Source organism: Thermococcus aegaeus (genome assembly GCF_055393685.1).
This window is the reverse complement of record NZ_AP042464.1, coordinates 1,129,624-1,144,447: the sequence shown is the minus strand read 5'-3', so window position 1 is coordinate 1,144,447 and position 14,824 is coordinate 1,129,624. Positions and strand designations below refer to the sequence as shown.

General features: G+C 41.9%; 13 protein-coding genes. 5 read left to right on the top strand and 8 right to left on the bottom strand.

Annotated features, from left to right (window positions below; translation table 11 throughout):
• Nucleotides 1–2: 2 nt before the first annotated feature.
• Genes ACZ5NL_RS06155 through ACZ5NL_RS06140 form a run of 4 tightly spaced genes read right to left on the bottom strand, consistent with a single transcriptional unit; the run spans nt 3 to nt 6,661 of the window.
• On the bottom strand, nt 3–1,064 hold the full coding sequence (locus tag ACZ5NL_RS06155; protein WP_252744133.1) for a type II secretion system F family protein: 1,062 nt from the start codon (nt 1,062–1,064) through the stop codon (nt 3–5).
• A gap of 11 nt (nt 1,065–1,075) precedes the next feature.
• Nucleotides 1,076–4,414, bottom strand: coding sequence for an ATPase, T2SS/T4P/T4SS family (locus tag ACZ5NL_RS06150; RefSeq protein ID WP_464841378.1), 3,339 nt, complete (start codon nt 4,412–4,414; stop codon nt 1,076–1,078).
• On the bottom strand, nt 4,356–5,252 hold the full coding sequence (locus ACZ5NL_RS06145) for a hypothetical protein (RefSeq protein ID WP_464841377.1): 897 nt from the start codon (nt 5,250–5,252) through the stop codon (nt 4,356–4,358). Before ACZ5NL_RS06145 ends, ACZ5NL_RS06150 begins: the two co-directional genes overlap by 59 nt.
• Nucleotides 5,253–5,257: 5 nt before the next feature.
• The gene (locus ACZ5NL_RS06140) at nt 5,258–6,661 is read right to left on the bottom strand and encodes a DUF515 domain-containing protein (protein WP_464841376.1); all 1,404 of its coding nucleotides are present in this window, start codon (nt 6,659–6,661) and stop codon (nt 5,258–5,260) included.
• A gap of 97 nt (nt 6,662–6,758) precedes the next feature.
• Here ACZ5NL_RS06140 and ACZ5NL_RS06135 point away from each other — a divergent pair, with 97 nt between their 5' ends.
• Genes ACZ5NL_RS06135 through trm14 form a run of 3 tightly spaced genes read left to right on the top strand, consistent with a single transcriptional unit; the run spans nt 6,759 to nt 9,215 of the window.
• Nucleotides 6,759–7,091 carry a TIGR04076 family protein gene (locus tag ACZ5NL_RS06135; RefSeq protein WP_464841374.1) on the top strand — a complete coding sequence of 111 codons (333 nt, stop codon included), beginning with the start codon at nt 6,759–6,761 and terminating at the stop codon, nt 7,089–7,091.
• Complete coding sequence (locus ACZ5NL_RS06130) at nt 7,048–8,121, top strand: GTPase (RefSeq protein WP_464841372.1); 1,074 nt, start codon at nt 7,048–7,050, stop codon at nt 8,119–8,121. The genes ACZ5NL_RS06135 and ACZ5NL_RS06130 overlap by 44 nt, the downstream gene beginning before the upstream one ends.
• Before the next feature lie 5 nt (nt 8,122–8,126).
• On the top strand, nt 8,127–9,215 hold the full coding sequence (trm14, locus tag ACZ5NL_RS06125; RefSeq protein ID WP_464843355.1) for a tRNA (guanine(6)-N2)-methyltransferase: 1,089 nt from the start codon (nt 8,127–8,129) through the stop codon (nt 9,213–9,215).
• Nucleotides 9,216–9,219: 4 nt separating this feature from the next.
• Here trm14 and ACZ5NL_RS06120 read toward each other — a convergent pair whose 3' ends face one another.
• The 4 genes from ACZ5NL_RS06120 to acs all read right to left on the bottom strand — a co-directional run bounded on the left by ACZ5NL_RS06120 (nt 9,220) and on the right by acs (nt 13,768).
• The gene (locus ACZ5NL_RS06120) at nt 9,220–9,897 is read right to left on the bottom strand and encodes a fumarylacetoacetate hydrolase family protein (protein ID WP_464841370.1); all 678 of its coding nucleotides are present in this window, start codon (nt 9,895–9,897) and stop codon (nt 9,220–9,222) included.
• 87 nt (nt 9,898–9,984) lie between these two features.
• Nucleotides 9,985–11,136: a tryptophan--tRNA ligase gene (locus tag ACZ5NL_RS06115; RefSeq protein WP_464841368.1), complete on the bottom strand. Its 1,152-nt coding sequence runs from the start codon at nt 11,134–11,136 to the stop codon at nt 9,985–9,987.
• A gap of 116 nt (nt 11,137–11,252) precedes the next feature.
• On the bottom strand, nt 11,253–12,335 hold the full coding sequence (locus ACZ5NL_RS06110; RefSeq protein ID WP_464841366.1) for a hypothetical protein: 1,083 nt from the start codon (nt 12,333–12,335) through the stop codon (nt 11,253–11,255).
• 47 nt (nt 12,336–12,382) lie between these two features.
• Nucleotides 12,383–13,768, bottom strand: a complete 1,386-nt coding sequence (gene acs, locus ACZ5NL_RS06105; RefSeq protein WP_464841364.1) for an acetate--CoA ligase alpha subunit — start codon at nt 13,766–13,768, stop codon at nt 12,383–12,385.
• A 138-nt stretch (nt 13,769–13,906) separates the two neighbouring features.
• Between acs and ACZ5NL_RS06100 the strand changes: the two genes are divergently transcribed.
• A complete protein-coding gene (locus tag ACZ5NL_RS06100) occupies nt 13,907–14,488 on the top strand; it encodes a winged helix-turn-helix domain-containing protein (RefSeq protein ID WP_464843353.1) in 582 nt (193 codons plus the stop codon).
• A 25-nt stretch (nt 14,489–14,513) separates the two neighbouring features.
• On the top strand, nt 14,514–14,819 hold the full coding sequence (locus ACZ5NL_RS06095) for a DUF211 domain-containing protein (RefSeq protein ID WP_048160675.1): 306 nt from the start codon (nt 14,514–14,516) through the stop codon (nt 14,817–14,819).
• The last annotated feature ends 5 nt before the right edge of the window (nt 14,820–14,824 follow it).

The window sequence follows — 14,824 nt, the reverse complement described above, 5'->3', positions numbered from 1 at the left end:
AATCACCTCGGCTCACTACGTTTTATCATAAACACGACGAGTGTTGAAATAGCTGGGAATCCAAAAAGCAGAATAACAGCCAATCCTTGAACAGGCATCACTAAGGCTCTAGTCATTAATGAAGCAGCCAGTATTGCCACAACGAATAAAGTGGGCATTATTATTGTTATGAACATATAGACAAAGGCGACACCGTTTACTTTTTGGATGTACTCAACGAGCTTCATTCTGTATTCAAATGAAAAGTCCTCGGCAAGTTTGTAAAGAATATCCGCCAAGTTTCCACCGAATTTTGTGGCCCTAAGAATCTGCTTTACAACTCTGCTAACGTTTTCGGATGCCATTCTTTCCTCAAACCTCATTAGTGCATCCTCAAAGGATGTACCACCATGCATGTCTCTTATCATGAGATCAAATTCCTCAGATATGGGGCCATAATCAGCGTTGGCAACCGATACCATTGCCTCGGCTATACCAACGCCAGCACTTAAGAGCGATGCCATGTGCCTCAAAACGTATGGGAGAGCTTTTTCTACCTCCACAACTCTTCTCCGCCAGACTATTCTTGGGTAATTTCTCATATAAAGGAATCCGCCAATAAAGCCCAGTATCCCAAGCATCAGGGAGATATCAACAGGCATAAGGAGAAGAACGCCCATTAAAAAAGCAAAAATTGCAGTGAAAATGGAGACACCCAGCATCAATGCAACGAACTGCTCTTTGCTCATTTTAATGTTTGCCCTCACGAGATCATAGTCAAGTCCCTTTAAGGACTTTGTAAATGATTCAACGGGGCCCCTAAAGTGCCTGAGCATAAATTCCGAGAATCTGTGAGTGAAGGATTCCTCTAACTCTCTTTTTCTCCATTCAACAATCTCTTCAAGTTCTTTTTCATATTTTTCCTCTCTCTCCTGAGAAACTTCTTCTTGGAGTTTTTTCAGAAGCTGAAGTCTTTCTTGAAGCGTCAGTGTTTTAGGAATTCTCGAAATAGGGCGTTCACTAACCTCTATAGTTTTTTCACCAAGCCTTTCAATGAATTTAAGTATTTTCTCTTTTATCCCCAAGTCTTCTCACCCTAAATGACTGTTCTAACTTTTTCAGTTAGCTCAAGTGAGGCATCTCTCTCTATCCTTCTCAGCAACTCTTCGTGGTCGATATAAAACTCTCTGATGTAGTGTCCAACCTCTTCTATGCTCCTTATCCCTTTTTCTACCATCCACTGGAGGACAACTTCCCTTTTCACCCTCTCCTCTAGGAGTTCATCCATTGTTAATCCCGTATGCTCGGCAAGCTGGTTCATAACCCTACTTGGCACTCCCGTGTGGTAAAGCTCGTCTTTAGCCGGGTTGTACTTATAGATAGTGTTCAGCTGAACGCTTTCTCCCTCTATTCCGGAAACCTCCGCTATCTCGGTGATTCTTCTTATTGTTCCTTTCTTTCTGTTGTTAAACCTTACCTGCATTATGATAACATCTAAAGCAGGGATCATAATTCTTGGAACGTTCATTGGTGGACTCTCCAGTCTTACGATTGTTTCTCTGGCTGAATTGGAGTGAATCGTACCCATACAATTTGACACCAATATTCCATTAGCTACATAGTTGTGGTCGTCTTCAACTGTAAGGTCGTACAGATATTCAATACCCAGATCTTTTGGTTCAACTTCTTCAACACTTATGACCTCATCCCAATAAACATCTCCCTCAGCAATCAGCTGAAGTCTTTTTGCCATTGCCCAAGCATCTTCGTCACCAACGTCTTTTGAGATCTGCTGAAGAGCAAGGGCGATGCCTCTAAGTGCAGAACGCCTTATCTCACTTGACCTCCCCTTCTCAATATGCCTTATTAGACTCTCGGAAACTTTCTCTCCTGCATAGTGAGAGGCCAGTTTCGACAGCTCAGCCACAGTAAGGCTCAATCTCAAACGTAAGGGCCTTATCATTTCTCGAGAGATTGGAACACGGTAAGTTCTCCTTCCGCGGTAAGCCCTCTTAGTTTTTAGGATTTCCTCAAGTTTTGCAACCTTCCTCGAGTGGCGGAGTGGAATGAGCTCTTTGAACTTCCTAAGATCCTCAACCCCGCTTATAGTTATTCTGAAAATTTTTCCCTTCTTGAACCCTTTGTTTTTCACAATAGACACGGTGCTTATTATTCCAAGCCTCTGAAGGGCGTACCATATCTTTCTTGCCGCATTTTCGCTCTTTGTCGTTAGAATGATAGAAGGCCCGCTCTTATCCACATAGCCATCAGCATCAAATAATCCGGCTATGAAATACCTTACAAGATCATCATGTGAAAGAACAACATCCGGAACATCCCAGACCTCAGACTTCCTGCCCTTGGGTATGCCGAATATCCTCAAGAACATCTCAGCAAAGATCCTGGAACCAACTGTTACAACGGCATACTTTCCACTGTTCTTTACCTGCGGAGCATAGCCCGGCAGGAACTTCGAGAGGGCATTTACAAAGGCATTCCTGTAGTCTTCATCATCAAAAGTGGCTGAGAGGTAGTAGCCGTTAGAAGCTATATAACCGTCACCAAGGAGCACTCCAGCAATATAGGCAAGATTGCCATCAACTTCCCTAACTAATTTCACAGGGTTTGAGTTAATAGAGAGCAGATATTCGGCATTTTCTGGTGGAAGCCCCTTGTTTGGAACCTTTATCATCCCGTTTCCGTTAGGGACAAGGTAGTAATCACTTATCCCTACGTAAATGTTTGGATCCACAACGGCTTTACGCTGGGGCGGCTTGGGTGGGCGCATCATTACAGCAACCCTGTCTCCAACGCTAAGCTTTTCAGCTTCCTTTCTCACGACATCACCGTTAGAGAACACAAAGAAGGGATGGGTCTTGGTCAATATCACTTCATTACCCGTCCTTGTTCTTATGCGCATTAGCTTCTCTCCCTCTCTTACTTTTCTCCTCCATACCCTCGAAACTACGTGCTTACCCGCTCTGAGATCCGGGCCAACACTGATAACTTCGAAGCGATCCTTTTCTTCAAGAACTATGTACTCAAGATCCTTGTACCTTTCAATTCTGTCCGAATATTTCTTGAAAAGTTCCTCAACCAAATCTCCTATAAGTATAAACCTACCATCAGAGAGCTGAATAACGGAGAAGTCGTAAAGGGCACCATTATGACCCGTATTCATGGCCGTGAACATTGTTCTAGCCTCAGGACCTCTGACCTCACCCACGATAATTCTATCTGGACGCATTCTTAGGGTGTTCTTGACAAGATCATCCATGGTTATTTCTCCCTTTCCTTCTATGTTTGGAGGCCTTGTTTCAAGTCTTACCCAGTGCTCAATTGGTAGCTGAAGTTCTGCTGTATCTTCAATGCTGATAACACGCTCACTTGGAGGAATGAACATTGCCAATGCGTTAAGAGTGGTAGTTTTACCCGAACCAGTGCCTCCGGCAACGAGAACGTTTGCCGGCTTGACTCCAAGGCCATCAACAAAAACCCAGAGCAGAGATGCTATTTCTAAATTAAAGGTGCCGTACTTCAAGAGATCAATTATAGTGAGGGGATCTTTTTTGAATTTTCTTATGGTTAATGTAGGCCCATCCAAGCTAACAGGTCTAATAGTTGCGTTTACTCTACTTCCGTCAGGCAAACGGGCATCCAAGAGCGGGGTTTGCTGGTCAATTCTTCTTCCAACCTGCCTTGCTATACGTTCAATAATGTTTAATATCTCCCTCTCATCCTCAAAAACGATGTTAGTTTTGCACATGTAAAACTTTCTGTGCCACACGTATACTGGCCTTCTTGTTCCTATTACCATAACTTCCTCCAGATTATCGTCCCTAACAAGGGGATCAAGTTTTCCGTAACCTATCATGTTCTGGACAACCAAATTTACAAGAATGTCCATCCTTGCCTCGGAGATAGCAGGGGCAAGTTCACGCATTATGTTTTTTACAGCCCTCCCAAATATTCTTCTCCTTTCTTCTGGATCAGGAATGCTCTCCGGGTCTATTTGGATTTCTGCGATTGCCCTGTCCCTGACTATTTTTACGAGTTTTTCTTCCTCTTCACTCAATTTTGGAAGGCGTATTTCATAAATCGGGATCGGTTCTCCCTTAACTTTAAGAATTCTCACATTTCCGTATACATCAAGAACTTTCACTTCCTCTCCATAATAAGTAGGAAGAGGAACTCTTGCTGAGCCTCTTGTGGACTTTAATATCTCCTCTAAACTGGTTTCTCGCCTACTCTCAGCAGATAATGGTTTTGAGGGGGTTTTAATTTCTGGTACAATTGAAGAAGGCTCCTCCTTAGCCTTGGATTTTTCTTCTTCACTTTGTCCTTCTTTTATTATATCCTCCAAAGGAACGGCTTCTTCACTTAAGATCTCTTCTATCCATGATAAGCCTGAACGTTTTTTCTTTTTCTCCTCCAAATTCACTCACCCTCATAAGATTTTCCCATTTGATGCTGTAGGTAATTTCAAGCTCATCACCTAAGAACACTATCCAAACAGGATAATCAAATTTTAGCTCAGATTTTTTAGATGTATCAATTAGCTCCGGTTCTTCTTTGCTCCCCGAAAGTAAACCAGTTCCAGAGAAAACAACTATCCTGGAAGAAAGCTCTGAGAGAGTATCTGAGCTGCCTTCAGAAGTTCTGTTCAAGTACTCTGGCATGTACTCCCTAACGTATTGGGCGTATTGAGAGAGAATCGTATCGACGTATTCACTGTATTTCATTGTGTACTCCGGGGTAAAGTCGCTCATTTCGCCCCCTTCAAAGAGTACCGGCAGTCCTATGGCAATGTACTTTGAATTCTCGGGTGATGGATTTTTCACCGTTACTTTAACCCTTCCACTGTACTTAAGCACCTTCACATAGCCATCTGAAATAAAGAACGTATCGACTGCATAGTACTTCTGAGGATAGAGAATCAGCTGCGGATAAATAGGGCTGTAAAACAGGTTTGGACCTTCTACTCCACCGATCGTGCCCGTGGATAAAGGTTCGTTAATCTTTACATTCACCTGAAGTGTCTCATATGGGGCAATCCAAAATCCCAAGTTGTTAACGATTCCAATATCTTCACCCTTCCTAAACAAAGTGTAGTTATAATCAGGATTTATTAAAACAAATTTGTAAAACGGGCCCGCATTCACCAAGGTAACGTTTAGATCGACCGTGGCGGATGCACTAACACTCTCTTGTGCATTAACTAAACCCGAAACTAGCAAAACAAGGAAAAAGAGTGGAAGCGTCTTCCTTAGCATTCCAGTCACCCAGCAATCTTTGTTATGTAGAGGGCATTTCTATATTTCAGTATATCCTCAACGAATTCTGCTGGGACTTCAACTATCACCAAGACCTTAGCAGTAGGTTCCGTAGCCAATAACCCCGTGCTTTGCTCGAGATCAAACACCTTCCACTTGTACCTTGCGAGCTGCTCCTTAACTTCATCTGCCGCAGCTATCTTGTTGGCCGCAATAGCCTTTAGTATCTCGTTTAATGCAACATTATAGGTGTAAGATGCACTTATCGTCTGTGAACTTGATTGGGTTGTAGAATGGCTCTCATCTTTATTCTGCTGGTATGAGATTGATTGATCTCCAGGAGCATAGTTCTCCGAGTATTGGTCTGAGTAAGAAGTTTCTGAAGAGGTTGCTATGTTTTTGGTCTCTTGCTGGGACTCCGATACCGCGATCACGCCAGAATCTGTTAGGAAGAGAACCATGTTCACATATCCTTCATCCGCTATCTTTTGAACGGATGTTGAATTTATTTGGGCGAAAATCTTTATTTTGTCACCTGATGAGAGGAAGGCACCATTAACGTTCTCTCTTGGCAAAACTAAAGCGACTTGCACCATTTCAGCTTTCTCTATTGTGTACTGGAGAAGCTCAGTGAAGTCCGTAACTTTGCTGAGCATGTACTTCGCTTCTGCTTTCGTGTATATGCTCTTTTCCGCTCCTTTCTTGAGGATCACCTTTTGGGTGGGAGTGGTGTCTATAAGGTAATAGTAATATTTCCTCCAGAGCTCGAGCAGATACGGATTGGGATCAATTAAAGATACTTCATCTTTTGTTTTTGCAGAATTAACTTTCTCCTTTAATTGGTTTAGAGTTTGAATAGCCTCGCTCTTTATATCTTCTGGGAGAGGCTGAGAAAGAAGGAGTTCAAAAGATTGCTCTATTTGTGATAACTTTGTGCTCTTTGCCTGTTGAAGCTCCTTCTGAAGACGTTCTTGCTCCAATTGAGCTTTTCTCTGCTCTGCTATTGTCCTAACGTCTATCTTCTCAAGCTCCTCGATACTTTTTGCCTGGTTAATTTGATTTATTAACTGCGTCTTCATGGTATCATTCTCAAGCTTACCAGTGAAATACTGGTTAACCTCTTTAATTTTCGCAAGTTTGGCTTCTTGAAGCTGTTTTGCAGCACGATTTTGATAGGTTGTGTACACCCCTATGATAACAGCAATGAGAATGACAGCTATAATAGATGCACCTATAATTATCCTTTTACGTCTCTCCCTTTCCCTAAGCCTTCCCAATCTTGAAGGCTTTCTGGGAGGGGAAGCTCTTGGGACAGGAGCAGCAGGGGCTGCTTTCTCCTCTTTCTCCTCAACAGAAACTCTACCCAACTCCCTTAAACGCCTTATTTTTTCTTCAATATCTTCCGCCACGGTCAGCACCACCGGATAATATTTAACTTCCTCTTAAACTAAGAGTCCTAGTAAATATTTTAGGCTTTATCCCTTATTTACCTTTTGGTGGTGGGAGGTGGAAAGACTAATAATAAAGGTCGTAGAGATTAAAGGAAGGTGCCCAGTATTTAAGGTTGGGGATAAGATAATTATAGAGGGAGCAAAAGTCAATTTAGAGGAAACTGATGCAATCTGCACTCATGCATTTGCGTCTTTCATCCCCTATATGGTGGCACTGCGAAAAGGTGTTAAACCCAAAGACATAGGGCTGGGTGACGAAGAAAGGGCTTATGTTCAATGCCTCGATCCTGGCCCCCCGTACACAGATGGAGGAACAGTAATATTTGAAATAACGGTGATAAGAGATGAAGCAGAAAAAGGCATGGAGAATCGTGAGAGAGGTGATTAAAGAGGGAGACATTGTAGTGGAGGTAGTCGATGCTAGAGATCCCATTGGAACAAGAAATCCAAAAGTAGAACGTCTTGTCCAAGAGGAAGGAAAAAAACTTCTCATAGTGATGAACAAAGCCGATCTGGTCCCAAAAAAATGGGCTGAAGAGTATAAGAGAAAACACAAAGGAGTCCCGATAGTGTTCATCAGTGCAAGGGAGAGAAAGGGAACCGGAATCCTAAGGAGGGAGATAAAGAAACTTGCAAAAGAACTCTTTGAAGAAGGCAAAGAGAAAGTGAAAGTCGTCTTGGTGGGCTATCCCAATGTTGGGAAGAGCACAATAATAAACGTGTTAAAGGGTAAACACGCCGTTGGAACAGCACCAATACCAGGGTATACAAAAGGAAAGCAGCTTATTAAACTTTCAAAGAAGATATGGTTAGTTGATTCCCCGGGAGTTGTGCCGATAGATGATTTTGACGAACTCGTTATTAGAGGTGGCTTTCCAGCGGATAAGATTGAAGACCCTGTTAGACCAGCACTAAAACTTATAAAAAGAATTTTAGAAACCAGAAAAGAGGCAATTACTGAAAAATATGGGGTAAAAGAGTTCGAGAATGAAGAGCAAATTCTTGAAGCCATTGGGAGGAAAAAAGGTCTTCTAGGGAAAGGGGGCAGAGTTAATCTAGAAGAGGCCGCCCGTTATTTTCTACGGGAATGGCAAACTGGAAGATTTACCCTTTTTGGAAAGGAGAAAAAGAAAAAAGAAGCCTTCATCTGGGATTTCGAAGAGATTCTCAAAGATATCGAGAGGGAATTCCTCCTAGACCCAAGGAGAATACTTTGGAAATATGGAGAAAAGCTAGTACCAGATAACGAGAAGAGGGTTGGAGTTAAAGAGATTGAAGGGGTTACGGTAGGGATAGCAACAGGATTTAAAAAGTGTGACTCTGCAATAAAATTCCTTGAAAGGATAACCGGCAAAAGGGTTATTGCAAGTGAGTGCTTTGGTAGAAAATGGAAGGGCGTAATAGCAATCCTGGAGTGATTGGGATGGAGTTTATACTAACAACCTCACAGGGGATTGAAGACCTAGCAAAAAGAGAAGTTGAGGTACTCATTGAAAAAGCCGGGCTAAAGGGAAAAGCAAAAGAGAAGCCCTTCGGAGTTGAAGGAAGAATAATCGCGGAGATTGAAGAAGGGTATTATTTCGATGAAAAAGGAAAGAAAAGGGAGTTTGAGATAGCTTCCTTTTTGAACGAAAACTCCCGACTTCTGCATAGGGTTGTTCTCCACATATCCTCAACGAGGCTAACCAGCTTAGAAAAAGAAAACGCTCTTAGAGAGGTTTATGATTTTGTGTTCAACTCCCCTATTGAAAGATACGTTAAGGTAAGCGAGAGCTTTGCGGTTAGGGGTTTCAGAAAGGGAGAGCATGAATTCACAAGCATTGATATCGCAAAAACCGCAGGGAGTGCCATCTACGATAAACTCTCACGGTTTGGAACGCCAAAGGTGAACCTCGATCACCCTTCAGTAATCTTTAGAGCAGAGGTCATTGATGATGTCTTCTTCTTGGGGATAGATACTACCGGCGACAGTTCACTCCACAAGAGACCTTGGAGGGTCTATGACCATCCAGCACATTTGAAAGCGTCAATAGCAAATGCAATGATAGAACTTGCTGGATTGGATGGAGGAAGCGTTGTAGATCCAATGTGTGGAAGCGGAACGATTTTAATTGAGCTTGCTTTGAGAGAATACACAGGGAAAATCATCGGTATTGAGAAGTATAAGAAGCATCTAAACGGTGCGAAAATGAATGCTCTCGCTGCTGGAGTATTAGATAAAATTGATTTCATTCAAGGAGATGCTACAAAACTCTCTCAATACATTAAAAGAGTGGACTTTGCCATAAGCAACCTCCCCTATGGGCTGAAGATAGGAAAGAAAAGTCTAATTCCTGAGCTCTATATGAAATTCTTTGCTGAGCTTTCAAAAGTTCTGGAGAGAAGAGGTGTTTTTTTGACTACAGAAAGAAAAGCTATAGAAAAGGCATTTGGGGAAAATGGATTTACAATTATACATCACCGCCTTGTCGGACATGGTGGTTTGATGGTGCACCTCTACGTTATTAGGTAAAAAATCAGCAAAGAATTGAACGCTCCGCAAGCACTTCCTCCCTTAAAACACCGATCCCCTCTATCCATGCCTCAACGACATCACCATGCCTTAAAGGGCCAACGCCCTCTGGAGTCCCAGTGGCTATAATGTCGCCTTTCTCAAGGGTCATTATGCTTGAGACGTATTCTATTATTTCGTCTATTTTGAATATCATTTTGCTCGTCCTTGAAAGCTGTCTAACCTCTCCATTGACTTTAAGGCCTATCTCAAGATCGTCCACATTTATTTCTCTCTTATCAACTATTCTTGGCCCTATAGGTGCAAATGTATCAAATCCCTTAGCTATAGTCCACGGAAGGCCCTTTTTCTTTGCCTCCCATTGGAGATCCCGGGCAGTTATATCCATTAGAATGGTATAGCCCAGAACATAGTCCATGGCTTTCGCCCTTGGAATGTTTTTACCCCTCTTTCCAATTATTACTGCAAGTTCCACCTCGTGATCAACGTGATTGCTCTTTCTTGGTAAGATTATTGCTTGCTCTGGACCTATCAGAGCTGAGGGAGGTTTTAAAAAGATCACCGGTTCTTTGGGAATTTCATGTCCGAGCTCTTTTGCATGCTCTGCATAATTCCTTCCGAGACATATTATTTTGCTTGGCTTAACATCATAAAAGCCGTCTCTAAAGGGTAAACGAATCATGGAATCACCGAAATAAAATTACAATTTTGAGACTTATAAACTCTGGGCACTCAACAACACAAAATTTTGAAATGGAAATGGAGGGAGCTATCTTTTTAACGGCTCTGGAATGGCTTTATCCCACTGCTCCCTTGCTAATTCTCCAGTATACTTAAACTTCTCAACAAGTTTTTTAGCCTCCTCTCTTTTCTTCTGGTGCTCTCTCAGGAAGTCTTGAACCTTTCCTATGAGATAGCGCTTGCATTCACCGCATAAGAGCTCGCCGTTCTTACATGCGTGATATCTCTCAAGCAGGGCTTTGTCATCTGGTTCAAAGAATATTTCAAGCCATTTAAACACAACGCACTTATCCGGTTCTCCCCCAAGCTCTCTCTGCTCCTTTGCAGTTGCTCTGCCTCCGGTTAACGCATATCTCCATATTTTCCTGCCCGCTTCCTCTGGGTCGTCTGTTAGGTAAATAGCCGTTTCCGGCTTTGAGGCGCTCATTTTACCTCCAAGACCCATCAAACCAGGAACGAACTTTGAGTGCAAAGCAGCAGCTTTGTAATATCCCAAACTCTCAGCAAAATCCCTTTGTATTCTCCAGTAGGGATCTTGATCTATCGCTGCAGGGATAAGAGAACGTTTTTTCTCAAAGAAAGTAGGCGCAGCTTGGATTGCCGGATAGAATATCATTCCAATTTTACTCTGGTCGTTAAATCCAAAAACAGCTTTTGCCATTGAATAGGTAACTTTCTTTGCTATTGGGATTGCCATCTCATAGATTTTGGTGAACTCACTATCCTGGAAGATGAACGTTTTATCCGGGTCAAAGCCCACTGCAATGATGTCAAGGATGTTTTCATATGCCCATCTCTTAGTGTCCTCAAAAGTTAGATTGGGTTTGAAGAGGAACTTTTCATCATCAGTTATTTGAATATACAGGTTAACTCCAAAATTTTCCTGAAGCCATTTTGTTGCAAAGAACGGAATTATATGGCCAATGTGCATTGGCCCGCTGGGACCTCTTCCAGTATAGAGGAAAAAGCCTTTGCCCTCTTCGTAGTCTTTGAGAACCAAGTCATAGTCCCTATGGGAAAAGAAAAACTTCCTCTTAAAGTATATTGGGAGGTCACTTTTGGTAAGCTCTTTGGTTTTCTCAAGCAACTCTTCAGTAAGTGGTGTCGTTCCAAATTCCTTAATAAGCTTGTCGTAGTCTACTACACCCTTCACTTCCCATGGAGTTACCTCAAATTCCATCCAGAACACCTCCAAAGATTAAACTAGCCAAAAAAGGACTAAAGCTGTTATCACCAAAGCCAAAAGCAATCACCGGGCATGGATTAAAAATTGAAAAAGGGAATATAAACTTTTCTCTAGTACATCTTTTGATGTTCTCTTTTCCCTAGTAAAAAGAGGGTTTTAGAGAGATTTAGTAAGCTATTTGATTTTTTCTCCTTCGCCTCTTTGAGAAGCTCAAATGCCAGAAACTTTAAAATTCTTCCAAGCTTATAGGAACTGGCATTACTAAACAGATCCCTTAGAAAATCCTCGTTTATACCCTCAAGCAACAAAATGGAGTAGGCAACACTCAGTTTGAACACTGGATTAAAAAGTTTAAGGGCATACTTTTTAGCCATTTCAATGTCCCCACTTTTTAAATAAAATTTTACAAATTCATTTGTTAAATAATCAGCGAATTCCAGTTTTTCTAAGATTTTCTGTGCATTTTCTATTTTTCCTTGCCGCAGATACTCTATTCCAATTTCCTCCAAAAAGTAACTAGCATAAGACTCTTCTAATCCCAGAGCAAGCCTTTCCGCCTCTTGGAGATCCTTCTTAGAAATTAATCTCTCAATATAGTTGTAAACATAGGGCAACTCTCTCTTCTCATCATTTTTTATCTCAAATTTGAGCTTACTGCGTTTTCTAAAAAATACGTTTGTCTCAGAGATAAGAACTCCAAACTTTGTCTCGCCTTTTATTCTGTGGATTTCAGAGCCAACAAGAAACTTCCCATCCTTGTAGTAAACACCACCAGGCAACGGCATCAAATACTCGATGTTCCTTTCTTCAAGATCAAAATCACTTAACCTAACTTCTCCAGCATTACTCTCTATTATTGCCTTTGCAAGACAATTGCTTATGCCTCTAAAGGCCTTCTTTTTGAGGTAATTGTTATTAATTAATTTAGCAGCTCTTATAGCCTCTTTAAACTTTCTTAGCTTTGCAAACTCGTATGAAAGAAACAACAAAGTGTCATTCTTCAGAGTTTCAATTTCTATTTTCTTTGCGATATTCAGCGCCTTTTCGGAATGAAGAGTTACCATAGCCTCTGCAACCCATTTTAAGGCATAACTTCTCCAATAAGGATCTTTAATATGATCTACGAGAGCGTAGGCATCTTCTATTTTATTTTGAGATAGCATTTGCCGAATTTGCAGTACCAATTTATCCATAAGCTCCCCCCAACTTCAGGAATGGGATTAAACATTATAAAAGAAAATTACAAAGTGCCTCTTAGGTATTGTCCGTATTTCACCAAGGCATACACTGCATCTACCCCATCCTCAACGGTCTCAAAAACCGGCACTCCCGTTTTTTCTATTCTCCTTGCCATTTTCTCGGGGAATTCACCACCGGGAGCAATAAATACTATTGGCTTTCCATACTTCTGCATTTCACCCACTTTTTCCACGATGCCCTCATCTAAAGCCGGACTCTGGAAGAGTGCTATTACAACGAGAACATCAACGTTCTCATCTTCTAAAGCATAGCGCATCGCTATCTCATACCTGCTTGAGGGGGCATCTCCGATAATGTCAATCGGATTCTTGTAGCTCATGTGCTCCGGGAGCTTTCCTTCCTCTATCGCCCTAGCAAATTTTTCTTTGGTTTCCTCACTAAGCTCGGCCATTTTTAATCCTGCCTCAAGAACCCCATCGCTCATCATCACTCCAGCCCCGCCACCATTTGTAACTATTGCAACTCGATCTCCCTTTGCCGGCTTCTGCATTGCTAAGGCTTTTGCATAGTTAAAGAGCTGTCTCATGCTCCTCGCTTCTAAAACGCCAGTTTGCTCAAAAGCGGCTTTATAAATAGCGTAACTTCCGGCCAAGCTTCCAGTATGAGAAGCTGCCGCTTTGGCTCCAGCCTCAGTTCTTCCGCTCTTAAGAATTACTACGGGCTTCTTTTTTGTTGTATCCCTTGCAGCTTTCAGAAACTTTCGGCCATCTTTAACTCCCTCAAGATACGCGGTAATAACCTTAGTGGCATCATCATCCTTCAAATACTCCATGAAGTCGCTCTCATCAAGATCTGCCATGTTTCCTAGGCTTATGAACTTGCTCATGCCCACTTCATGTCTTGCAGCCCAGTCCAGAATTGCAGCTCCAAAGGCACCACTCTGGCTCATAAATGCTATTCCACCAAATCCCGGTCTGGCCTGTCGTTCTGGAGGATTAAAGGTGCAGTCAAAGCCGTTTTCAATATTTGTGATACCTAAACAGTTTGGCCCCACAATCCTTATGTTCCATTTTCTTGCCACTTCGACAAGCTTTTCCTCAAGTTCTACATTTCCAGCTTCTTTAAAGCCCGCAGAAATAACAACAGCTCCTTTTACTCCCTTTTGACCACATTCCTCAAGCACCTGAGGCACGAACCTTCCAGGAATCGCTATAACCGCTACATCAACTTCTCCCGGTATCTCCAAAACGCTCTTATACGCCTTAAGCCCCATAACTTCGGTTTCTTTCATGTTTACTGGATAAATCTTGCCCTTAAAACCAAAATTTATGAGATTTTTCATTATAGCGTTTCCAATTTTTCCCTCTTTATTTGATGCCCCAATGACAGCAACACTTTTTGGATAGAACAGGAAGTCCAGATCCATACTACCCCCTCCATAATAATGATCATGTCTGTTGTTTGATGTGGGAGTTTTACATTTATAAAATTTTCCAGATTTAGGGAAAAGGTTATATGCTGGAACGCTTAAATTCTTGTTAGAACGTTAAAATAGGTGAAAGCCATGAAAAAGAAGGTTAAACTCATCACAGATCCGGAGGTAATAAAGCTAATGCTGGAAGATACGAGGAGACAGATATTGAGATTGCTCAGAAACAGAGAGATGACGATTTCTCAGCTTAGCGAGATTCTTGGCAAAACACCGCAGACGATCTATCACCACATTGAGAAGCTAAAGGAAGCCGGCCTCGTGGAGGTAAAAAGAACCGAAATGAAAGGAAACTTAGTGGAAAAATACTACGGAAGAACTGCAGACGTGTTTTACATAAATCTATACCTAGGAGACGAAGAGCTTAGGTATCTGGCCAGATCAAGGTTAAAGACAAAGCTCGATGTCTTCAAAGCTCTCGGCTATGAGTTCGATGAGGAGGAGCTTTTAAACATAATGGACAGACTTTTGGAAAAGGAACATTCATATACAGCAAAAATTTCTGCAGAAATAGAGGAAAAAGAGGAGGCCCTCAAGGAATTTTCAAATGAGGACATAATCCATGCAATTGATTGGCTCACCATGGCGGAGCTTGGAAGGGATGAGGAGGCAATAGAGCTCCTGAGAAAGCTTGGAGAAATACTTAAAAAGGAGTAAATTCAAATAGGAACGGGATAGAAAAATGGCAAAAGGCATTAGACTTCTCGTGTTGGATGTACTTAAACCTCACCAGCCCATGGTTACTGAACTGGCTTTGGGATTGAGTGAGCTGAAAGGGGTAGATGGGGTCAACATCACCCTCGTGGAGATAGATAAAGAAACGGAAAACGTAAAGATAACCATTGTCGGAGACAATTTGGATTATGAAGAGATTGTAAGAACGATAGAAGAGTTTGGTGGGGTTGTGCACAGTATTGATATGGTCGCTGCGGGGAAGAAGATTATTGAGGAAAGTGAAACTCCTCAGGACAGATTAGAGGAATTTTAAGAGTA

Coding starts and splice junctions, on each gene's coding strand:
- ACZ5NL_RS06145 (WP_464841377.1), bottom strand. CDS start 5,252: ATGCTAAGGAAGACGCTTCCACTCTTTTTCCTTGTTTTGCTAGTTTCG.
- ACZ5NL_RS06130 (WP_464841372.1), top strand. CDS start 7,048: ATGAAGCAGAAAAAGGCATGGAGAATCGTGAGAGAGGTGATTAAAGAG.
- trm14 (WP_464843355.1), top strand. CDS start 8,127: ATGGAGTTTATACTAACAACCTCACAGGGGATTGAAGACCTAGCAAAA.
- ACZ5NL_RS06120 (WP_464841370.1), bottom strand. CDS start 9,897: ATGATTCGTTTACCCTTTAGAGACGGCTTTTATGATGTTAAGCCAAGC.
- ACZ5NL_RS06115 (WP_464841368.1), bottom strand. CDS start 11,136: ATGGAATTTGAGGTAACTCCATGGGAAGTGAAGGGTGTAGTAGACTAC.
- ACZ5NL_RS06110 (WP_464841366.1), bottom strand. CDS start 12,335: ATGGATAAATTGGTACTGCAAATTCGGCAAATGCTATCTCAAAATAAA.
- acs (WP_464841364.1), bottom strand. CDS start 13,768: ATGGATCTGGACTTCCTGTTCTATCCAAAAAGTGTTGCTGTCATTGGG.
- ACZ5NL_RS06100 (WP_464843353.1), top strand. CDS start 13,907: ATGAAAAAGAAGGTTAAACTCATCACAGATCCGGAGGTAATAAAGCTA.
- ACZ5NL_RS06095 (WP_048160675.1), top strand. CDS start 14,514: ATGGCAAAAGGCATTAGACTTCTCGTGTTGGATGTACTTAAACCTCAC.